At 42.4% G+C, this 22,477-nt stretch carries 17 protein-coding genes; 5 read left to right on the forward strand and 12 right to left on the reverse strand.

Annotated elements, in window-relative coordinates; genetic code table 11:
* On the forward strand, positions 1 to 2,232 hold a 2,232-nt coding region (locus EMM73_RS06590; RefSeq protein ID WP_186435148.1), incomplete at its 5' end, for an AHH domain-containing protein.
* A gap of 35 nt (positions 2,233 to 2,267) precedes the next feature.
* Positions 2,268 to 3,425, forward strand: coding sequence for a hypothetical protein (locus EMM73_RS06595; protein WP_127685656.1), 1,158 nt, complete (start codon positions 2,268 to 2,270; stop codon positions 3,423 to 3,425).
* Positions 3,426 to 3,528: 103 nt separating this feature from the next.
* On the opposite strand, the gene EMM73_RS06600 is transcribed toward EMM73_RS06595, so the two are convergent.
* The 12 genes from EMM73_RS06600 to galU form a co-directional block, all read right to left on the reverse strand.
* A complete protein-coding gene (locus EMM73_RS06600; protein WP_127685657.1) occupies positions 3,529 to 4,944 on the reverse strand; it encodes a phosphomannomutase in 1,416 nt (471 codons plus the stop codon).
* Between the two features lie 1,345 nt (positions 4,945 to 6,289).
* Positions 6,290 to 7,747, reverse strand: a complete 1,458-nt coding sequence (locus EMM73_RS06605; protein WP_186435149.1) for a mannose-1-phosphate guanylyltransferase/mannose-6-phosphate isomerase — start codon at positions 7,745 to 7,747, stop codon at positions 6,290 to 6,292.
* A gap of 48 nt (positions 7,748 to 7,795) precedes the next feature.
* Positions 7,796 to 8,674: a dTDP-4-dehydrorhamnose reductase gene (gene rfbD / locus EMM73_RS06610; RefSeq protein ID WP_127685658.1), complete on the reverse strand. Its 879-nt coding sequence runs from the start codon at positions 8,672 to 8,674 to the stop codon at positions 7,796 to 7,798.
* Positions 8,671 to 9,228: a dTDP-4-dehydrorhamnose 3,5-epimerase gene (gene rfbC / locus EMM73_RS06615; RefSeq protein WP_127685659.1), complete on the reverse strand. Its 558-nt coding sequence runs from the start codon at positions 9,226 to 9,228 to the stop codon at positions 8,671 to 8,673. Before rfbC ends, rfbD begins: the two co-directional genes overlap by 4 nt.
* 19 nt (positions 9,229 to 9,247) lie before the next feature.
* The gene (rfbA, locus tag EMM73_RS06620; protein WP_127685660.1) at positions 9,248 to 10,126 is read right to left on the reverse strand and encodes a glucose-1-phosphate thymidylyltransferase RfbA; all 879 of its coding nucleotides are present in this window, start codon (positions 10,124 to 10,126) and stop codon (positions 9,248 to 9,250) included.
* A 2-nt stretch (positions 10,127 to 10,128) separates the two neighbouring features.
* Entirely contained in the window at positions 10,129 to 11,193 is a 1,065-nt protein-coding gene (rfbB, locus tag EMM73_RS06625; protein WP_127685661.1) for a dTDP-glucose 4,6-dehydratase, read from the reverse strand.
* On the reverse strand, positions 11,190 to 12,434 hold the full coding sequence (locus EMM73_RS06630) for a hypothetical protein (protein WP_127685662.1): 1,245 nt from the start codon (positions 12,432 to 12,434) through the stop codon (positions 11,190 to 11,192). Before EMM73_RS06630 ends, rfbB begins: the two co-directional genes overlap by 4 nt.
* Complete coding sequence (locus EMM73_RS06635) at positions 12,431 to 13,705, reverse strand: O-antigen polymerase (protein WP_127685663.1); 1,275 nt, start codon at positions 13,703 to 13,705, stop codon at positions 12,431 to 12,433. Before EMM73_RS06635 ends, EMM73_RS06630 begins: the two co-directional genes overlap by 4 nt.
* Positions 13,702 to 14,532 carry a hypothetical protein gene (locus tag EMM73_RS06640; protein ID WP_127685664.1) on the reverse strand — a complete coding sequence of 277 codons (831 nt, stop codon included), beginning with the start codon at positions 14,530 to 14,532 and terminating at the stop codon, positions 13,702 to 13,704. Before EMM73_RS06640 ends, EMM73_RS06635 begins: the two co-directional genes overlap by 4 nt.
* Positions 14,529 to 15,539, reverse strand: a complete 1,011-nt coding sequence (locus EMM73_RS06645) for a glycosyltransferase family 2 protein (RefSeq protein WP_127685665.1) — start codon at positions 15,537 to 15,539, stop codon at positions 14,529 to 14,531. The genes EMM73_RS06640 and EMM73_RS06645 overlap by 4 nt, the downstream gene beginning before the upstream one ends.
* A gap of 1 nt (position 15,540) precedes the next feature.
* Positions 15,541 to 16,896 (reverse strand): UDP-glucose dehydrogenase family protein, encoded by a 1,356-nt coding sequence (locus EMM73_RS06650; RefSeq protein ID WP_127685666.1) that lies wholly within the window; start codon positions 16,894 to 16,896, stop codon positions 15,541 to 15,543.
* A 281-nt stretch (positions 16,897 to 17,177) separates the two neighbouring features.
* The gene (galU, locus tag EMM73_RS06655; RefSeq protein ID WP_127685667.1) at positions 17,178 to 18,110 is read right to left on the reverse strand and encodes a UTP--glucose-1-phosphate uridylyltransferase GalU; all 933 of its coding nucleotides are present in this window, start codon (positions 18,108 to 18,110) and stop codon (positions 17,178 to 17,180) included.
* 1,023 nt (positions 18,111 to 19,133) lie between these two features.
* On the opposite strand from galU, the gene EMM73_RS06660 reads away from it, so the two are divergent.
* Genes EMM73_RS06660 through EMM73_RS20015 form a run of 3 tightly spaced genes read left to right on the forward strand, consistent with a single transcriptional unit; the run spans position 19,134 to position 22,375 of the window.
* Positions 19,134 to 19,787, forward strand: coding sequence for a transglutaminase-like cysteine peptidase (locus tag EMM73_RS06660; protein WP_127685668.1), 654 nt, complete (start codon positions 19,134 to 19,136; stop codon positions 19,785 to 19,787).
* A 5-nt stretch (positions 19,788 to 19,792) separates the two neighbouring features.
* Entirely contained in the window at positions 19,793 to 21,820 is a 2,028-nt protein-coding gene (locus tag EMM73_RS06665; protein WP_127685669.1) for a bifunctional diguanylate cyclase/phosphodiesterase, read from the forward strand.
* Positions 21,821 to 21,838: 18 nt separating this feature from the next.
* On the forward strand, positions 21,839 to 22,375 hold the full coding sequence (locus EMM73_RS20015) for a hypothetical protein (protein WP_186435150.1): 537 nt from the start codon (positions 21,839 to 21,841) through the stop codon (positions 22,373 to 22,375).
* Positions 22,376 to 22,477 lie beyond the last annotated feature (102 nt).

A 22,477-nucleotide genomic window follows, 5' to 3' on the forward strand; every position in this document is an offset into this window, starting at 1 on the left:
CTACCGCGCAGCACCGGCTTAAAAGCAGGCAGCAAGGCTTACAGCGTGAGGGTGAACAACTCCGCCAGAGATAGTGACCTTTATCGAGGAAAACTAAATATTATAAGTGATATTCCTCAAGTTAAATCAGTGTCCACCTCACCCGAACCTCTTACAGAAACAAAAGATTTTGTGATAAAAGTTCACTTTGATCGCGTGATAAACAATGCATACATCTCGATCAATTCGGCTAACAGAGAGAGCATGACAATAGATCTTGCGGATAAAAGAGTCGCGACGATCAAACTAAAAGCGTTAAAAGCCGGGTCATATAAATATGAAGTTTTTCATGCATTAGATACAACCAGTATTTACAGAAATACGATTTCGGTTTACCCAGATCAGGATATTTGCAATGGGGTTGTCTGCCAAGAGTATAAAAAAAGATTTGAACAGGAAATGACAATTTGCCTGGCAGAAAACAGTACGAAAACCATTTACCCAGTGCATCAAATTAATAATACCCGCATAGAAACTATTTTTCTTAATGACTCTATTTATGCACGAGCTAAATATGATGTAGATGCACATAGCGTTCTAGTCGCAGCACGAAGCCCTCTTCCCGCTCCGCAGCACATGTATGAGTTTGCTCACAACTTGATCTCGGGGGTAGAGCTTTACACTGATTGGATGAAAATATCTTCTGGTTCATTCGGAGACAAAAGAAGCCTGTGCGAAGCCAGCATACATTTGAATTTCATGCCTGAGATTGCTGCAAAGTTTCGCAGAGGATTTCTAGAAACAGCTGCATCAAACCTTAAATTATTTCAGGAAGCCGAATCGACCCAAGGTCTTGCCCTAAACCAAAATTTTATGGCTTCAGATGCTTTGGCTAAAGCAAAATTTCGCAGTAATGTTGTACTCGGGTTGAATGATGGCTTAATGGCAATTCGAAACCAGCAAATGGATGCTATGTCTCGAAGAGCATCTATTAGCTTCGCCATTTCGAGAACTGTTGGCCATTTTATTACCGACGATCTTGAAGTCATTGAGCAATTAGCGGAGCTTCCACAACTTATTGATGAACTTAACAACTCACTAACCATGTATAAAGAGATTTTTCGCGATACTGATTTAGAGTCTCTACTTGGCCCTTTGGTCACTCTTATTGAAAATTCTCCAGAAGGTGGCTGGTTGGATTCTTTTGAACTGGAAAAAGTTATAACATCAGCAGCCTTTAAAGAGACATTTGCGAAAGCCATAGGTTTAGATCTAAAAAAATCGGCAGGAATAAGAGCAATGTCATCTCCAGAATTCGCTTATATACTTGGCTCAATGGGAGGCGAGGCGATTGTAGAGATTGCTCAAAAATTTGCCAGTCTAAAAGCGCTGAAAGAAATCCAGAAGAAAGCAGGCAAAGCAGTTGCCGGCGCTCTGGTTAAGACATTAGGTAAATCAGCGAGTATTATTTATAAAGCGTCTAATAAAGGATTTTCTAGTACTGAAAAGCTAATGCTCACAGGCGGGAATCCCTTAACTGAGATACTCAGTTTTCGAGATACACTTAATATCTTTTTTGAACCAGATGATGTAGATGCAAATGCTTTAGAAGCAGTGTCTTTAGACTTCCCCGATATACGTGGAAATGCACTCCGCTGCGGTACTCTCACTAATTCTATAATTACTAATTACCCGACGAGTTGTTTTGTACTTAATGGAACTAAAATCGGCCACGGTAGATCTTTTAAATATGCGGTCACAGAAAATAGTTCGTTTTTTGAAAAAAATTATCGCGCTTTATTTTTGCACACTACAACGGCAAAAATAGACGGTTGCCAAGTGCATCATATCATTCCACAATCCCTAAAATTATTACTAAAAGTTGATACAAATAATTATTTTGCAGTGAATGACCAATCCAATTTAATGGCGCTTCCTATGAATGACACAATAAAGAGTAAATGTGCACGTAATGGAAAAGCTGTCATTCATAATGGCTATCACAGCATCTATAATAAATTTGTTTCAGCAGCATTACGTGAAGACGATGGAGTAAGGATTATTGACGTAAGTGAGATGGTTATTATGAGAGAAATGTTAAGAGCAGCGCTAAGCGCTGGGCGTGGCTTATTTCCAATTTACAAAAAGGAGCTCAGTAAAGATCCTTTAGTTGAAAAAAACCTACAACGTAGACGCAGTACAAATACAATACAATTCATGATTAAATACTATGAGTCTGTTTCAAAAGTATAAATAACAGTCAGTTTTAAAATTTAAGATGGTGTTTTATGAACGAAACAGCTATATCCTTTAGATTTTTTCGTGCAACCGTTTTAATGATGGCGGTTTTATTATTTGCTACAGCTTGCGGTGGTGGGGAGAAAAGTAATGATCCGCCACCACCTAGCTCTGGTGTGCCAAGTCCTCCACCAGTAACGCAGCCACCAGTAACACCTCCCCCGCCTGTGGTTACACCACCCACCACACCTGTCCCGGTTATCGACGAGGACCATGTGTTTATTATTTATGCTCGCTCTACACTTGAAGAAAGTGCCGCGGATGCAGGGATTATTAGAATAAACAATAAAAATATTTCAGAACAAGATTTTTACTATGTAGAACTCGAACGGCAGGTCATCTATGTTTTATCCAAAAACCTATTAGCAACCGATAGCGACAATCATTTATATTTTGAAATACCTGTCACATACAATGAATTATCTGGACTTACTGCATATATTGACGTCAACATATCTACACTAGAAAAAAATATAGTGTATACATCTATCTACCATACGGCGGCTTCTGACATTCTAAAACATGTAAAATCAGAAGGTTTAGACTATGAAAAAGTCGCAGAATTTCTCGACCTGTCAGGCTCCTTAAGTAATTTAAATGAATTGTCGAGCGTTGCAAATACGTCTTACCCAAGAAGCCTACTCGACCAATATCTATTTTTTGCATCGAACTCTAATTACGCCGGTGTAAAAAAAGTTTTAGAAGATATATCGAATGCTGCTCAAGAACTTCATTTTACCGTAGAATCAGGCCTCGCTAAGTTACCTGAAAAAACTATTGAAATTGAAGTTGGCGCTGTTTTAGGGGTGATGATGTTATGCCCTAATAAAGCCTTTAACGGTATTGATTATTTAGAATTAACAGCTGTTATAGATTTAAATTCTAATGATGAGCAATGTCTGTATAAATATGCATTTTGCTATGAGGGTTCTGAAGAAGTTGAGCCAGTTTGCGGATCGTTTAAAGAAGCAAAACTAACACACAATTACAATAAAGAAACAATACAAATACAATTGTCAGTAAGAGACTCAAAAACAGATGAACTATTTACACGCGCAACTGAATTAAGCTTGGGCAAACCCGACAAGGTTAGGCAGATAGTTTATTGTGCATTGCTGCGACAAAATAACTACAGCTGCGAGAGTTAGTTTTGACTTTGTATAGATGGAATTCGTCAGGGTCAGGCCTTGAATGTTGATTCAACATTCAATGGAATTCGTCAGGGTCAGGCCTTGAATGTTGATTCAACATTCAAGGCCTGACCCCCTGAAGGGTTTGGCGGACTAATTCTTGCGCTGCTTGTTCTGAGCAGGATTCGGCGTAGCAACGCAGTTCAGGAGCATTGCCCGATGGGCGCAAGTGGATGATATCCTGGTTGGCTAAGGTTAAGCGTAAACCGTCGGTTTGATTAACCTCGCTGATGCTGCTGTCCACAAAACCTAGCTGCTGTAAAAACAACTCTGGCGCTGCTGCGGCTTGCGCCAATATGGCCTTGCTTGCTTCAGTGGCAAAATTGGTAATGCGGTCGCTGGCAGTGTATCGCGCTGGCAAGCTGGCTAACAAAGCAGAAACACTGCCCTGCCCCGCTAGTGCCAAAGCCGCCAACGCAGGCAATACAGCATCACGGGTTGGTAAAGCGGCCAGCTCTGCTGCACCAATCTGCACTGAGCTGCCCAGCAGGAAACCGCCATTGGCTTCAAAGCCAGCATAGGTTTTGTAGTCTGCGGCTAAATCGTTAAAAGCGGCAATAACATAAGGCGAACCTATACGGGTGCGCAGCACAGTGCTGAAGCTGCCGGTCTTTTCAATAGCAGTATTGCAGCTCACAGGCACAGCCAAAGCTTCAACAGCTAAATAGCGGGCAGCCAGTAAGCAGAGTAAATCGCCACGCAGCCAATTGCCTGCCTCATCAGCCAACAAAGGCCTGTCGCCGTCACCATCTGTGGAGAAAATAGCATCCAACTTGTGCTCTGCCGCCCATAGCCTGGCTTTAGCTCTGTCTTCTTCTGACACTGCTTCCGTGTCTATAGGCACAAAATGATCGGTGCGCTCCAGCGTGATCACTTCAGCACCCAAGGCACTAAATAACTGATTGTATAAATCACGGCCTGCGCTGGAATGCTGGTAAATACCTATGCGCTTGCCCTGCAATAAGTTGGCAGGAAACACCTGTAGATAGCGCTCTATATAAGCTGCTGCCCCTGAGGTGTTGATCTGCAGTGTCTGCAAGGCTGTAATGGCTTCAAATTCGGTTTCAGAATGAATAATGGCAAACTCGTCTTGCTTGCTAATTTCACCATCCGGCCGGTAAAACTTTAAACCGTTGCGATCAAAAGGAATATGACTACCTGTAACCATAATGGCTGGAATAGCCTGCTGCATAGCGACAAAAGCCAATGCAGGTGTAGGTAACACACCATAAAATATAGCTGTTAAGCCAGCCTGCTGAGCCGCCACAGCACAAGCTTGCGCCATATGTAAACTGCTTGGCCTGTTGTCGATACCAATAGCAACAGTATCAAAATGAAAAGCTGGCCGCATTTGAGCAACAAAAGCATGAGTAAAAGCGGCACAGACATCAGTGGTAAATTGAGTAACTAGACCACGGGCGCCACTGGTACCAAAAGCAATTCCGCTATTGGCGATAACGTCCATTGTATTAAGCATGGTGACTCCTGGTTTTGCTGATTCTTTGTTTACGAATGGGGTCAGGCCCCCAATGTTCCCCGGATTACTGTAGGGGCGACCTTTATGGTCGCCCGTGGTATTAAACCAATATCCGGCACACGTTTGGCTGACAATTCACGGGCGGGGTAAACCCCGCCCCTACAATGTATTTCCATAAATCCAGATACTGTAGAGGCGACCTTTATGGTAGCCCGTGGTTTTAAACCAATATCCGGCACACGTTTGGCTGACCATTCACGGGCGGAGTAAACCCCGCCCCTACAATGAATTTCCATAAATCCAGATTACTGTAGGGGCGACCTTTATGGTCGCCCGTGGTTTTAAACAAATATCCGGCACACGTTTGGCCGACCATTCACGGGCGGGGTAAACACCACCCCTACAATGTATTTGCATTGATCCGGATTATCGTAGGGGCGACCTTTATGGTCGCCCGTGGTATTAAACCAATACCTGGCATGCGTTTGGCCGACCATTCGGGCGGAGTAAACCCCGCCCCTACAATGTATTTCCATAAATCCGGATTACTGTAGGGGCGACCTTTATGGTCGCCCGTGGTTTTAAACCAATATCCGGCACACGTTTGGCCGACCATTCACGGGCGGGGTAAACCCCGCCCCTACAATGTACTTCCATAAATCAAGATTACTGTAGGGGCGACCTTTATGGTCGTCCGTGGTATTAAACCAATACCTGGCATGCGTTTGGCCGACCATTCGGGCGGAGTAAACCCCGCCCCTACAATGTATTTCTATAAATCCGGATTACTGTAGGGGCGACCTTTATGGTCGCCCGTGGTTTTAAACCAATATCCGGCACACGTTTGGCCGACCATTCACGGGCGGGGTAAACCCCGCCCCTACAATGTACTTCCATAAATCAAGATTACTGTAGGGGCGACCTTTATGGTCGTCCGTGGTATTAAACCAATACCTGGCATGCGTTTGGCCGACCATTCGGGCGGAGTAAACCCCGCCCCTACAATGTATTTCTATAAATCCGGATTACTGTAGGGGCGACCTTTATGGTCGCCCGTGGTTTTAAACCAATATCCGGCACACGTTTGGCCGACCATTCACGGGCGGGGTAAACCCCGCCCCTACAATGTATTTCCATAAATCCGGATTACTGTAGGGCGACCTTTATGGTCGTGAGTGGTTTTAAACCAATATCCGGCACACGTTTGGCTGACCATTCACGGGAGGGGTAAACCCAGCCCCTACAATGAATTTCCATAAATCAAGATTACTGTAGGGGCGACCTTTATGGTCGCCCGTAAAACCTGACACCAATGATTCAACATTCAAGGCCTGACCCCGTTTATTCACACCCGGCCGTATTTATCGGAGAAACGTACTATGTCGTCTTCGCCTAAATAACTGCCCGACTGAACTTCAATCAGTTCCAGCGGCACTTTGCCTGGGTTTTCCAGCGCGTGAACTGCGGTAATAGGAATATAAACCGATTGATTTTCGGATAAATATTGATCTTTGCCGTCTATGGTAACCAAAGCTGTACCAGCAACCACTATCCAGTGTTCAGCGCGGTGGTGGTGCATTTGCACTGAAAGCTTAGCGCCAGGTTTTACCGTAATACGCTTCACCTGAAAACGTTGGCCATTGTCGACCGAATCGTATTTACCCCAAGGCCTATACACTTCACGATGAAAGTTTACTTCAGTGCGTTCAGCCGCTTTTAGCTGGTTAACTATATGTTTTACGTCCTGAGTACAGTCTTTATGCGCTACCAAAATAGCGTCTTTGGTGTTCACAATCACCAGGTCGCTCACACCTACAGTAGCCACCATTTTGTCGTCAGAATGCACGTACAAGTCATGCGAATTGTGACTAAAGACCTCACCACGCAACACATTGTTTTCTGCGTCTTTGGTCGCTACCTGCCACAAAGCCGCAAAGCCACCTACGTCATTCCAACCTGCGTCCAAAGGAACTACTACTGCATCCTGAGTTTTCTCCATCACTGCATAGTCGATAGAGTCATCAGGGCAAGCCAAAAAGGCTTCTTTGTCAATGCGGATAAAATCAAGGTCGGCCGTTAAATTTGCAACAGCGCGCTCACAGGCCTGATAAATATCTGGTCTGTGTAGCTTTAACTCTACTAAATAGCGTGAAGCTTTAAATAAAAACATACCACTGTTCCAGTAGTATTCACCGCTTGCTAAATAGCCTTGAGCTGTAGCCGCATCTGGTTTTTCTACAAAAGCCGCTACTGCATAAGTTGATTGCTCGCCTGACTGCGCGCTTTGTTCCGGCGCATTGGCAGCATTGGCAGCAACAGCCTCACCCCGGCGAATATAACCATAACCAGTTTCAGCATGGCCAGGCACTATGCCAAAGGTAACCAGCTTGCCCGCTTGCGCCAGAACTGTCGCCTGAGCTACTGCGGCATGAAAGGCTGGCACGTTTTGGATCACATGGTCGGCGGCCAGTACTAACAACAGAGGGTCGTCGCCTTTTGCAACAGCAGTAAAGGCAGCCAGCGCTATAGCAGGTGCTGTATTACGCCCTGCCGGCTCCAATAAAATTTGTGCATTGGCTATATGCAGCTGCTTTACCTGTTCAGCGGTAATAAAGCGGTTGTCTTCATTGCAAATAACCATAGCAGGCTGATGGGCCAAGCCCTTTAAACGCAACAAGGTTTCCTGCAGCATGCTGTGTTCACCACAAAGCGGAATAAACTGCTTAGGGTAGTTACTGCGCGACAAAGGCCATAAACGAGTGCCCATGCCACCGGCCATAATAATTGGAAATAGCACTTCCATCCCTCGGGTTCATCCTTCGGGGTCAGGCCTTGAATTTTGAATCAAAATTCAAGGCCTGACCCCACTAACTACATGCGACAAAGCGTTTTGCCAATCTGACGGCAAAACGCCAAATGAGTCGAGCATTTTTGCTGTACTTAAAACGGAGAAAGCAGGCCGACGTGCTGGGGTTGGGTATTCACTGGTTGGAATAGGTTGTACCACCACATCCTTTAGTAAAACTCCATGCTCTTTCGCTGCAGCGAACACCTGTTGAGCAAATTCAAACCAACTTACCGCCTTATCGCCACAAAAATGATAAACACCTCCGTCACGACCCGAATCAGCTACTTTTAACACAATGTCTTTAATAGCGGCAGCAATATCACCTGCATAGGTAGGGCAACCAACCTGATCAGCAACTACTTTTAGCTCATCTCTTTGCGCGCCTAATCGCAACATTGTTTTCACAAAATTACTACCGTACTCGCTAAAAACCCAAGCAGTACGAATAATAATTGCAGCGGGATAAGCCTGCAAAACAACGATTTCACCAGCAAGTTTAGTTTTACCATAAACGCTGGTTGGATTTACTGAATCGGTCTCAACATAAGGCCTTGTTGCCGTACCATCAAATACATAATCTGTTGATACATGAATAAAACCAGCCTTATTCGCACTACACCATAGGGCTATTGCTTCAGGGCTACTGGCATTAATAAGCTGAGCCAACTCAGGTTCGGCTTCGGCTTTGTCTACTGCTGTGTAAGCCGCCGCATTGATCACAAAATCTGGCTTCAAATTGTCTAGCTTTTGACAAATATGTTCAGGTTCTGACAAATCAACAAGAGCCCTGTCAGCAAAAACAACGTCGTGCTCACTAGCTTGAAACACATCAGCCAGGCATTTGCCTAGCTGACCATTAGCACCTGTGACTAAAATTTTCATAACAAAGCCAGCTCCTCTCGAAGCGCTTTTAAAGAACCAGCAGCACTATCTTTGGCTGATAATTTAAAATCCAGATCCAGCTCAGGCCATTGAATAGCCAAATCCGGGTCATTCCAGCTTAACGAGCCTTCATCTGAAGGGTCGTAATAATCTGTACACTTATATTCAAAATCGGCCATGTCGGATAACACCACAAAACCATGAGCAAAACCTGGTGGCACCCAAAACTGCTTTTTATTTTCCTCGGACAGAATTAAACCATACCATTGGCCAAAACTAGCTGAAGCAGGCCTAATGTCTACTGCCACGTCGAATACTTCTCCACGAACCACCCGAACCAGCTTGCCTTGAGGGCGTTTTTTTTGAAAATGCAAACCACGCAACACGCCTTTTGCAGAGCGTGAATGGTTATCCTGAACAAAAGGCAAATCAATACCAGCCAGCTCAGCGTAACGGCTTGCACTAAATGTTTCTAAGAAAAAGCCACGTTCATCACCAAATACTTTAGGCTCTATCACCACGCAGCCTTGTAAACCTGTTTCTATCACCTTCATAAACTAATAGCCCCTAAGCTTATGGATTAACAAGTAACCGCGACAGATACTGACCGTACCCCGTCTTTTTCAAAACATCAGCCCTTTTGGCTAGTTGCTCAGGGGTTATCCACCCTTGGTTAAAGGCAATTTCTTCCAGGCATGCTACTTTCAAGCCCTGACGATGCTCTATAGTTTGCACAAATTGCCCTGCTTCTAACAACGAATCATGGGTGCCTGTGTCTAGCCAGGCAAAACCACGGCCCAACAGGCTTACATTTAAATCACCTCTGTTAAGGTAGGCCATGTTTACGTCCGTAATTTCCAACTCGCCACGGTGAGATGGCTTAATATGTTTAGCAATGTTAACTACATCGTTGTCGTAGAAATACAAACCTGTAACAGCATAATTTGATTTAGGCTGAGCAGGTTTTTCTTCGATAGATAAGGCTCTGCCCGCTTGATCAAATTCAACAACACCAAAACGTTCAGGGTCTGTTACATGATAGCCAAACACTGTAGCGCCTTTACTTAACTCAGTTGCCTTGGTTAATTTCTCGCTAAAGTGTTGACCATAGAAAATATTATCACCTAAGACCAAACAAACGTTGTCGTTTCCTATAAACGCATCGCCAATAATAAAGGCTTGCGCTAAACCATCTGGGCTTGGCTGTATGGCATAACTAAACTGGCAACCAAACTGACTGCCATCGCCTAACAAACGCTGAAAACCAGGCATATCATCTGGCGTAGATATAATTAAAATATCGCGAATACCCGACAGCATAAGCACAGACAACGGGTAATAAATCATTGGTTTGTCGTAGATTGGCAACAACTGCTTAGACACACCCATAGTAATAGGGTGCAACCGCGAACCCGAACCACCTGCCAGTACTATTCCTTTATATGATGCCATTTTTACTCTCCCTGTCCTAAACGCTCCAATTGATAACTGCCATCTAAAACAGCTTGCCACCAACCCTTGTTATTTAAATACCATTGCACAGTTTTACGTAAACCAGTCTCGAAACTTTCCTCTGGTACCCACCCTAACTCACGCTCAATCTTGCTCGCGTCAATAGCGTAACGTAGATCGTGTCCTGGCCTGTCCTTTACAAAAGTAATAAGGTTAGCGTAGTGTTCAACGCCTTCAGGCTTCACTGGCGCCAGCTCTTCTAATAAACCACAAATTGCCTGCACAACCTCGATATTGCGCTTTTCGTTATGGCCGCCAATATTGTAGGTTTCGCCTACTTTACCTTCAGTAGCAACTTTAACTAAGGCTCGGGCATGATCCTCAACAAAAAGCCAATCACGTATTTGGTTACCTTCGCCGTACACAGGCAAAGGTTTACCATGTATCGCATTTAGAATAACTAATGGAATAAGCTTTTCAGGAAAATGGTAAGGACCATAGTTATTCGAACAATTTGTCACCACTACCGGCAAACCAAAGGTACGGTTCCAGGCCCGAACTAAATGGTCGCTACTGGCTTTACTGGCGGAATAAGGACTACTGGGCGCATAAGGTGTTTCTTCGGTAAACAAATCATCTGTGCCATGTAAATCGCCATACACTTCATCCGTAGAAATATGATGGAATCTAAACAACTGCTGTTTAGCAGGCTCTAAAGCTTTCCAATACTCGCGGGCAGCTTCAAGCAAAGTGTAAGTACCCACTATATTGGTTTGAATAAAAGCAGCAGGGCCATCGATAGAGCGGTCAACATGACTTTCTGCAGCAAGGTGCATTATGATGTCAGGCTTAAACTCGCTAAACACTTTCTTAACTGCTTCTTTGTTACAAATATCTATTTGAGAAAAATTGTAACGCTCAGATCTATCGACCTCGACCAAAGATGCCAGATTGCCAGCATAAGTTAGGCAATCAAGATTCAGCACGTTATGCGTTGAATCATTTATTAAGTGGCGTATAACTGCTGAGCCAATAAAACCAGCACCACCTGTAACTAATACATTCATAATCCACCATCAAAAAATTTAATTTTACGAGCTTTAAAAACAAAGCAATTGTAAAAAAGCAACGACGCACTAAGTACTAACGGCATCATCCACCACATCAGAAAATTTAACTTAATCATCAATATACAAGTAGAAACATAACATACTAAAGTAATAAATAAGAATAATGAAAGTATACCAAAATCCAATTTAGCTTCAATTTCTTTCTGATGAAGCATGGTAAAATGCCAAGCAAAACATAGAAGTGAAAATGAAGCAAAGGGGCGCCAATCAAATAAAAAACCTTCGATTACCTTTGACATAAAAAAATGAGAAAAAACAAAAAGGCCGGAGAAAAAAAACATAAACATTAAAACCTGAATGTATACAGATCTCTTAAGCAATCGAGAAAAATGAAGAAAGTCTCCGTTTCTGTATGACTTAAACATGTCTACTTGAAAAAAAACAACCGTGGGTAGTAAGACAAATACATAAGATCGATATATAAAGTCTGAGTATAAAGAATAAAAGAAAAGCTGATTTTCCTGTAGGAAATATTGAATAATAAACCGATCTAAAACTGGCATAGAGAGCGACATTGAAACCCAAACCGACACCCAAAAATATCGCTTAAAAAGACTAAAAATTTTAGTATATTTTTTAGAAAAAATATTGGATTCACCAAATATTGATATGAATGAACTTTTAGCTGCAATCATAGCGGGCCAGAAAAAAAAGACAATATTTACCATTATAACTACGCAGTAAAGTAAAAATAAAATTTCCACTTTAAAACGAAAAAAATAGAAAAAGAGAATCATTAGTGAAAGAAGGAAAAATCTAGAAAACTCTAATTTTGCATAAGATTTGTTACGGCCTTGATTTTGGAGAAACGAACCAGCGATAAGATGTATAGATTGAAATAAAGCCCCAAGTATCGGATAAATACTTAGTTCAGAAATCAATAAAGCAGAAAGAGAACATAAAAACATTACAGCGCATGCAAATAATAAATTTAATGTTACAAACTCAAATCGTCGATTTATTGACGACGATAGGTCTTCTCGTAAACAGATTTGGTTTATCCAACCATAAAAGCAATATGACAAAAACGGAATTAACGTCAAAAATAGAGAAAGAGAAATATAATCATCTGGTGGGTATATTACAGTTCCGACAAGTAGAATTATAAAATTAATAGCACTCGGTGCTACTCTAGCTGAGAAAAAAATAAGAAAGCGTGCTAATATTTCATATCTCATCGACTATGTTCTCTCATATTAATATACTTCAATAGAGAAAAGAAAAGGATATAGGAAAAAATATGTCCAGTGTATGAGAAGAAACTTACGATAGGAAACCAAGCAATAAAAGAAATAAAAGCTGATGCCAGTGGTATCGCTAAATATATCCCTTTAGAAAGGCGTATCGCAGACCGTGTGGAAAGATAGCCGATGAGGAAAAAAATTACAGATGTTAACAAGAAACCAAAATCAAGCAAAAGTCCTTTAAGAGCCATGTAAATATTGCCAAACTCTCCAGATCCTAAATCTACATAATCCAGATACAGGCCAGTCTCTCTATCTCTTAACCCTAATAAATCAAACATTCCAGTAAAAGTATAATACCCCCAGCCTGTAAAAATTTCAGAATCATGAAAATTATCAAACCAGATGGAGAAGCCTGCAATACTTCCAAAAGGCCATTTTCTTAGATGTTGAAGAATTTCAGGTATTGCCGCTAAGTCAAAAAAACCAGCTCTGAAAAACTGTAACACTACAAAGAAAGCCCCCCCTAGTAAAATAAAACAAACTAGCTTAGTGATAGAGGCTGGATCAACTTTGTAAAAAATATTTCTTCCTGTATAAAAACTTGTAGCCATATATGAACTGACCCACAATACGACGCCAAACAAAACGGTAGCTCTCGTTGTAAGAACAATCGATACAACCAGCAAAGGCAAAAAAGGAAGGAAAATTAAGGATCGTTTAATATAGTTTCCACCAAAACTAAAAACAAAAGCCGATGTTAGAAGCGAAAAAAATATGAACATTTGACAAATACTTGACACCATCGAAATTCTAAATTCCTCAGTGTACCGTGCTACAGAAATCTCGTTAGATGCTTGAAGTAGTGCATCAAAATTGAAAAGTGAACCAACCTGAACCCCTCCTCTAGCTAGAGTATCTAAAATAGATATAGCCCCAAACGCTAGTGATGACCAAATTATCCGAGTGAATAGCGGAAGATTCTTTCGGATATCGAGCACGTCTTGCGCTGTATTTTTTAAAAGACTTTTATCCCTAAGCACAATTTTTGAGCATACAGCACCAGTTAGACAAGCTAGTTGCATCAACAATACGAAAAAATACGCATCGTGTGAAAAGTAATAATCAGGTGCAAACACTAAAGAAGCAATCAATACTAAAAATAGAAATGAAGAAAAAAAAGTACACGCGTGCACATAAGATGGAAACAACTTTCTTGAAAAATACAAGAGAATGACTTGACATAACAATACAAAAAAAATCATTTCAACATGTTCTCGTAACAAAACAAATGAGACTCAGATAGAAATTGTCTCATTTTCTTTGATGGAATAAATCCTGTCGTTTTATGCTCTTCATGATAAGAGATCAATGACGGTTCATATACTATTTTACCTTTTAAACTCCTGACTTCTTCTGCAAGAAAAATTTCCTCGCAAAACAAGAACATTGGATAATTTAGGTTACCGCCTTCACTAAAAAAATTTCCGCTAATAATAATTAGAGCTCCGTGAGCAGCATATATTTCTCTAGCACTCACAGCCACACCAGATGCCTTCTTTCCCCCTCTGAGTTTTCTTATGACGAGATTAAATACCCTTTGCATGATAGTTAAGATCAACGATGAAAATATCTTGGACAAGATATAAAACTTCACTCTACTTGGTCTTTCAACATACATAGGGTTTTGATCGTTACAACTCAATGAAGATATTATTCTTGGAGCTACAATACACGCATCAAGCAATTTGTAGTCATTTAATATTTTGAAAAAATCTGCATCAAACGATAAGTCTGTATTAGATACAATAAAGTATCTGTGGATACCTTCAGTAAACTTTTTTTTGTATGCATAATTCATGGCACCAAAATAGCCTAAGTTGCTGCCAGGTTCTAATATAGTAGCCCCCGTCAAAATGAGCTTCTCTTTGTATGAGGCATACTCCTCTCCGTGAAGTGAAGATGAATTAACTGTCACACAAATATCAACTATAAATTCTTTAGCAACACTAAAAACATGCTGAACAAAACTCATTAATTCAGCCTCATTATTGTATAGTATCGCGGATATTAATATTTTTTCGTTTTTCATCGGGTGCCGTCCATAGCATTGGATTTATCTTTACTAAATTGAGTCTTTAAATAGCCTGCAATAAAACCTAAAGCATGAGAAGCATGCATAACTGGGAATGAGAAAAATAAACTGACAGACCTTAAAACACTCGAATGAGTGATAAAATTTATTACGGCTTGAATTATTGCTACTGTAAAATAGATTAATAGTAACAAGAAAGCAATTTGTCTATCTACCAACGCAACTAATGTAAAAATAAGCAAAGATAAGACAGGTATAAGAGATCTTACATTTACTGGTTTTTTTCTTATAGACAATAGCTGCCCTTTGACATAAGCATATTGATATATCATCTTTGCTAGTTTTTTAAAGCTGCTTCGAGTGAAATAAAAAAATGGCTCACCAGGTATCTGCATGACTTTGTAACCTTTGTCCTTCAGCCTTAAATTATGCTCATAATCTTGCCCACGGATGAAAGCTTCATCAAAGAGACCTACGTCGTCAAATACGCTTTTGCGCCATGCACCAAAAAGTAGGGTATCTACCTCTTTTTCTTTCTCTAAACAAGTATTCGTCCTGTGTGAGTCGCCCACTCCAATTTTATTGGACATAGCGTCTTGCAGACCTTTAGTAATCTCAGTGGTTGACTTATTTTTCGTTTCAAAAGGCGTTCCAACATTTCCAATTTTGAGATGTTCATTATCTAACAAGTAGTTCACCAAATTCAGAAAATATGTTTTTGGGTATACAGAGTGAGCATCACACCTTACAATAATGTCTCCTTTAGATTCCTTAATACCAATATTTAGAGCATAAACTTGCATTCTCTTTGGATTATTTAAAATATGAAAATTACTTATTCCATTTGTTAATTTCTTTACCAAGTTTAAAGTATTATCTGTGGAATTGCCATCAATCAAAAGTATTTCATAATCCCAAGGAATTATTGCATTTATTATTGAAGACACTGTATCAACAATATAGTTTTCCTCGTTATATGTAGGGATGATAATACTTAACATCATATCAATTTACTCCAATACCATAATAGGAAATATTATGCTCATTGGCGCTTTTTTTCCTGTATAGGTTTCGACCATCAATTAATAGTTTATCTTCAAGACTCTGGCTAATTTGCTTATAATCAATTGTTTTAAATGTTTTCCATTCCGTACAAACTACTAAAGCGGATGCTCCTTTAAGTGCTTCTTCTTTAGTACCACATAAACGAAGATCTTCACTTTGACCATAAATCCGCTGAGTCTCTTCCATAGCCTCTGGATCATAAGCCTGCACCTTAGCTCCGGCCTCCCAAAGTTGCTCCATTAATACTCTACTTGGAGCTTCACGCATATCGTCGGTATTGGGTTTAAAGGCTAAACCCCAAAGGGCAAAAGTTTTTCCTTTCAGAATGTCCTTGGTTTCGCCTTTTTCGGCTTTGTCCCATACACCATAGTGCTTGCAGATCATTTCAAAGAGTTTGTGTTTTTGACGATAGTTTACTGCTTCTACTGCGTCGAGAATTTCTGGCACATAACCAAATTGGCGTGCGGTTTGTGCTAGTGCTTGTACATCTTTGGGAAAACAGCTGCCACCATAACCGCAACCTGCGTAGATAAAGTGGTAACCAATGCGCGGGTCTGAACCTATACCTTTACGCACGTTTTCGATATCAGCCCCGACACGCTCGGCTATATTGGCCATTTCGTTCATAAAGCTGATTTTGGTGGCTAACATACAGTTGGCGGCGTATTTAGTTAATTCGCTGCTGCGCACGTCCATGACTATGATTTTTTCATGGTTACGATTAAAAGGTGCATAGACCTCACGCATGATGTCTTCGGCAAACTTGGAACTGGTACCTATGACTATGCGGTCAGGGCGCATAAAGTCGGCGACTGCGGCGCCTTCTTTTAAAAATTCAGGGTTGGAGACTACGTCAAATTCAGCAGCAAAACCGCGCTCAGCTAAGGTTTGCTGAATAACAGCTGTGACTTTATCGGCAGTACCTACTGGTACTGTGCTTTTATTCACTACTACTTTATAGCTTTGCATTAGTTGGGCTATAGTTTTGCCCACAGCCATTACGTATTGTAAATCGGCTGAACCGTCTTCGTCTGGAGGTGTGCCTACTGCTATGTATATGACTTCGGCATGGTTCACTGCTTCTTCAGCGTTAGTGGTAAAACGTAAGTTGCCTTGGCTGACGTTGGTTTTTACCACGTTTTCCAGGCCTGGTTCGTAGATAGGAATTATGCCTTGTTTTAAGCCGTCAATTTTTGCCTGATTTACGTCGGCACAAATTACGTCGTGGCCTACGTCAGCTAAACAAGCGCCTGTGACCAAGCCAACATAGCCTGTACCAAAAATACTGATCTTCATTCCCTTTCCTTTTACTATCTAGGCCGGATATTACCTGCCGTTTTTTAAAACGTGACGGGCGGGGGTAAACCCCGCCCCTACAGTAATTTATTGGGGTGGTAGACCACACCGCAATTTATGGATGAGAAGAGCCCTTACCACCATTTTTTGTTTCGATTGCGGTCGGGACAAACCCCGCCCGTACGGTATTTAAGCTAGTAAAGCACACACCGTAAATATCTGTGGCGTTTAAAACGCACACTCTCATTAGTTGAGTGGCTGAACCACAACTATTCAGAGTATTAAGCTATTAAACTTAACTGGTTGCCTGTCATCATTTTTTTCAGTAAAGCCGCAAAATCTTCGCCTAGTTTAGGGTCTCTTAAGGCGTAGTCGATAATAGCCTCCAGGTAGCCCAGTTTGCTGCCACAGTCGTGGCTTCGTCCAACTATGCGGTAGGCTTCCATGGCTTCTTCTTTTAAGAGCTGGTCGAGTGCGTCTGTTAATTGAATTTCGCCGCCGGCACCGGCCTGGGTGAAGCTTAAAATTTCCATGACTAAAGGCGATAACACATAACGGCCGGTAATGGCCATATTGGAAGGGGCTTCGTCTACATCTGGTTTTTCGATCATGGCTTTTAAGCTAACCGACTTGCCCTGCTCTATTGGCTGGCCGGCTAAATCTACAATGCCGTAGCTATGCACCAGTTCACGTGGCACTGGCTCCACCATAATTTGGCTGGTACCGGTTTGCTCGTAGCGGTCGATCATGGCTTTGAGGTTGTCTTGCTTTAAGTTGCTGGTGTATTTGTCTATTAATACGTCGGGCAATAACACGGCAAAAGGCTCGTTGCCTACTACAGGAGCGGCACATAAAATGGCATGGCCTAAACCCAAAGCTACGTTTTGGCGCACTGAAATTACTGTAACGTTTTTTGGGTTGATAGAGCGCACTTCGTCAAGCAAGGAGCGTTTTACCCGCTTTTCCAGCTGAGTTTCTAACTCGAAGCTAGTGTCGAAGTGGTTTTCAATAGAGTTTTTACTGCTGTGCGTCACCAGCACTATTTCGGTAATGCCTGCGGCTGCGGCTTCTTCCACTACATATTGTATAAGTGGCTTGTCGACCACTGGCAGCATTTCTTTTGGAATGGCTTTAGTGGCTGGCAACATGCGTGTGCCAAGGCCAGCAACCGGAATAACAGCACGGGTAACTTTACGGTTGGTAGTAGGCTGCATATACAATTCCCTCTGTGTAAGGCTGATTTAATTAAAAGGCAAAAAAGGCTTTTGCTTTAGAACTCAGCAATGGCCATTCCTTGCCTGTACTTTTACTGTTCGTTTGCGGGCTGCGAAGGTAACCCGAAACGACTTTATATTCAACAGGTGACATTAACATGACAAAGCGCCAGGCTTAATGTTTACCGCTAAGCTGTTGCTGTAGTTAGCATTTATTCCAGGCAATTTTTTTAGGTTTTTTTACAGCTTTTTGGCAGTTTTTTGCTTGCCCCAGCTTTAAGCTACCAATTAGGTTTTGTTTTCTGTGTTCTGTTCTCTGTGTTAGCGCACTGTTACTGTACCCAAAGCGAGTTTTTAACTGCGCTGTTACAGCAGGTTAACCCTAATGACAGCTTAAACCTGGCTGCTGGTGGCGCTGGTAAAGCTCGCCTTGACTGGCAATAATACCTGGTGCTGATGCCTAGCGCTGGTGCCTGGCTTTTCGGCTAGCATTGAGCCTAGCAGCAAGGGAATAAAAGCCAGTTTTTTTGGCATAATTTTTAACCTGCACTAATCTCAACCCGCACAAATTTTAACCTGCATTAGGTAACCCGCATTACCTGGCCTGCATTTGTCTTTAGCTTTAGCGCTGTTTTCGTTCGCTTTTTTGTTGCTTTGCTTTTTATGTTACAGGTAAGCATTTATTGTGCCAATAACAAAAGCTGGCAATACCAGATAGAAATGATAAAATCGATAACATATATTATCATTTTTCTATTTTTTGCAAATTTCGCTGTGCTGTTTTGGTGCTTTTTTGCCCAAAAATATGGCAAAACTGATAGGGCAGAATTTAACTTGGGCCGCACCTTGGCAAGGGGTGTAGAACATGGCAAATTAGCTGCCGTTTGTCAGCCAAACCTGTTGACCCACAGCAAAAGATATTTCAATCATGCGGGCATTGCATTAGCTCGTATCAGCTGTTTAACTTTGCCTTAGCCTGTACTAAGTTACTTAGTAAAGGCCAAAGGAACTGCGGGGAGGTTTATGCTGCGTAAGTCGGTGTTTGTAGCACTACTGGCCTGCTCTTTGTCTTTATTTGGCAATGCCAGTTACTTGCAGGCCGTGTTTGAACCCAAATTGCTGGAAGGTGTTCGCGCTAAATATGGCGATGCCGCGCTAAGCAGAGTGGAACAATGGCACGAATTGCTGCAAGAAGGGCAAACCGAGTCGGACTGGGTGCGGGTGAACAAGGTAAATAAGTTTTTTAACGACAGCATAGCCTATCAGTCTGATATAGCGCATTGGAAGCAAACAGACTACTGGGCAACGCCGATAGAAACTTTGGGCACCGCCGCTGGTGATTGTGAAGACTACGCCATAGCTAAGTATGTGTCGCTGCGGGCTATGGGTGTGCCAGATAGTAAGTTAAGGATTATGTACGTTCGGGCTTTGTCGGTAAACGAGCCTCATATGGTGCTTATTTACATGGAAAGTGAGGACAAAGTGCCTTTGGTTTTGGACAACCTGATTAAAAAAGTGCAGCCAGCAACACGACGACCTGATCTGAAGCCTATTTACGGTTTTAACGCCGAAGGCTTGTGGCTTGCCAAAGCGCAAGGCCTGGGGCGTAAAGTTGAAGGCAAGACAGGGGGTTCGAACTGGCAGGACTTGCTTAATCGAATTGAAAAGGGAATGTAACAGTTATGGTTCACAAGTTTAGGGGTAAGCTGCCCGGTATTTCACTCAGAGCCCAACTGCATTTACTGATAATGCTGGTTGCGGTTTTTACTTTTGCTTTTAGTTTGTACATTTCGGTGCAAAGTACGCAGCATTATCTGAATACTCAAATGAAGTCGCATGCACAAGACACGGCCACCAGCCTGGGTTTGTCTATGTCGGCTTATATGGACGACCCGGATTTAGTGATAGCCAAAACCATGGTGAGCGCTATTTTTGATTCGGGCTATTACGCTGAGCTGGAATTTAAAACCAGCAAAGGCGAAGTAAAAATTCAAAAAGAAAACCCTATTGAATTTGACGAAGTGCCGGAGTGGTTTGTTAGTTGGTTTCCGCTGAACCCGCCTTTGCAAAGCTCTGAAGTTAATAATGGCTGGATGGTTGCAGGGGATTTGTCGGTCAGGTCTAACCCTGGCATTGCCTATAAAACCTTGTGGCAGCAAGCCAAGCATAGTTTTTACAGCATTGCGCTTATTGCACTTATTAGTTTGCTGGTGATACAGCTGATAGTAAGGGCTGTACTGAAACCACTGCGCCTGATTGAAAACCAGGCAATAGAAGTAGGCAAAAAGAACTTTTTACAGCTGGAAAAACTGCCTTTTACCACAGACTTGCGTTCTGTGGTTAAAGCCATGAACGCTATGGTGGCTAATATTCAGCGCAGTTTTAAAACCTTAAGTGTGCAAGCCGATGCCCTGCAGCAAAAAGTTTTTACTGATCATTTAACAGGCCTTGGCAACAGAAGGTTGTTGGAGCAGCGCTACACAGCCGAAAAAAATGAGCAAAAAGCCCATGACCTGCATTTGCATATTGGCATGATGAGCCTGCATTCATTGCAGGATATTCACCACCGCCAGGGTTATGAGGCGGCCGATCAATACATATTGCTGGCAGTAAAGCAGTTTAAAGAGGTGCTGGAGCAGTCGGCCAGTAATCAATTATTCCGCCTCGGCGGCAGTGATTTTATTTTCTTAAGCCAAACCAACGCCGAAGCACTGGAAAAACAAATGCAGCTGTTAGAAACCAAGCTGAATTTGCTCGACAGCGTGTTTTATACCAATGGCTTTGCTTCTGTGGCTTTGATGGAAGTAGAGCCTGACGACACCTTGCATCACTGTTTGTCGACACTCGACAGCGCTATTATTCAACGAGCGCAACGCCCTGAATTACCTTTGATGGTAAAAGAGCAAAGCATGTTGATTAAGCCGGAAGGCCGTATGGCCTGGCATGCGGTGATTAAAGATTTGATCCAGCATCATCATTTTGAGTTGTGGGCGCAACCTGTGGTAAACGCCAATAAGTCGATTGAATATGTGGAAACATTCGTGAGGTTTTATTACATGCATTCGCAGCTGTCGACAGCCGAAACCTATGCCATGGCAGAACAGCAGGGTATTTCGTTGCAACTGGACCAGCAGGTTATTCAGTTTATTCTGAATCAGGTGCAGGACAACCCGGAAAATACTTATGGCGTGAACTTGTCTATTGGCTCTGTTGGCTCGGCTGAATTTTTGCAATGGCTGGATAAAGAACTGCTGCAATTGGCCGGTCAGGTCAGATTGGTGTTTGAGGTGTCTGAGTACGCTATTTTAAAAGCACCAGAGCAAACTAAAGCATTAATGGAAATTATTAAGCGGCATAAATGCAAAATTTGTATCGAACGTTTTGGCGCCAGCATGACGACCTTTAAATACCTGCAAGGCCTGAACGTAGACTATGTAAAAATTGACGGCACTTATACCAGCACTATTAACGATGCAGATAACCAGTTCTTTATCAAGACCTTATGCCAAATAAGCCAAGGCATTGGTATTAAAGTGCTGGCGCCTCATGTTGAATGTGAACAAATAATGACTAATTGTTTTGAGGCTGGTGTGGATGCAGTTCAGGGAAATTGGTTGTTGGCACCGCAGAAAGTGGCGCAACGCATGAAAAAATCTATCTTGACACAACCGATAATAAACCTAGAATTGACGCACGCGCCTAAAATTTAACCCACAAGGAAGAGCTTTATGAAAAAAACCTCAACACTTGCAGCCGCTGTATTAGCAGCTTCATTGTTCAGCGCCACTGTTATGGCACAAGACACTTCAGCAGTTGACGCTGCTGTTGCTCAATACTCAACTTTAGTTGCTCAGTATCAGGCCCAAGGCATGACTGAAGCAGAAGCTGAAGCTGCTGCTGCTGAATCTATTGAAGCATCACTGCAAGCTTTAATTGCTGCTGCTCCTACTGCTGAAGCTAAAGAAGCTTTAATTGCTGCTGCAATGGAAGCTGCTGCTACTTTAGGTGACTCTGCTGTTGCTGCTGTAGCTTCTGCTGCTGCTGCTGCTGGCGTTTCAGCTGATACTGTCACTGCAATTGCTGCTGCAACTTCTGGCGTAAACCAAGACGTAGTGGCTCAGGCTACTGCTGCTGGTGGTGAAACTGCTGCTGCTCCAGCTGCTGGCGCTGGTGCTGGTGCCGGTACTGGTGCTGTTGCCGCTCCAGGTGCTCCTGGCTTCGGCGGTGGTTCTGGCGGTGGCGGTGGTTCAGCCTCTGGCAACTAATAGTCGTTGACTAAAGATGAGGGCCTATTGGCCCTCTTCGATTTTGCATTGATTCTGTATTTTTGTCTCTGATACAAGGCAGTTTGAACACCTGTATAAGCT

Origin of the sequence: Rheinheimera sediminis (assembly GCF_004005375.1) — a bacterium.
In the GTDB taxonomy this organism is placed as follows: Bacteria; Pseudomonadota; Gammaproteobacteria; order Enterobacterales; family Alteromonadaceae; genus Pararheinheimera.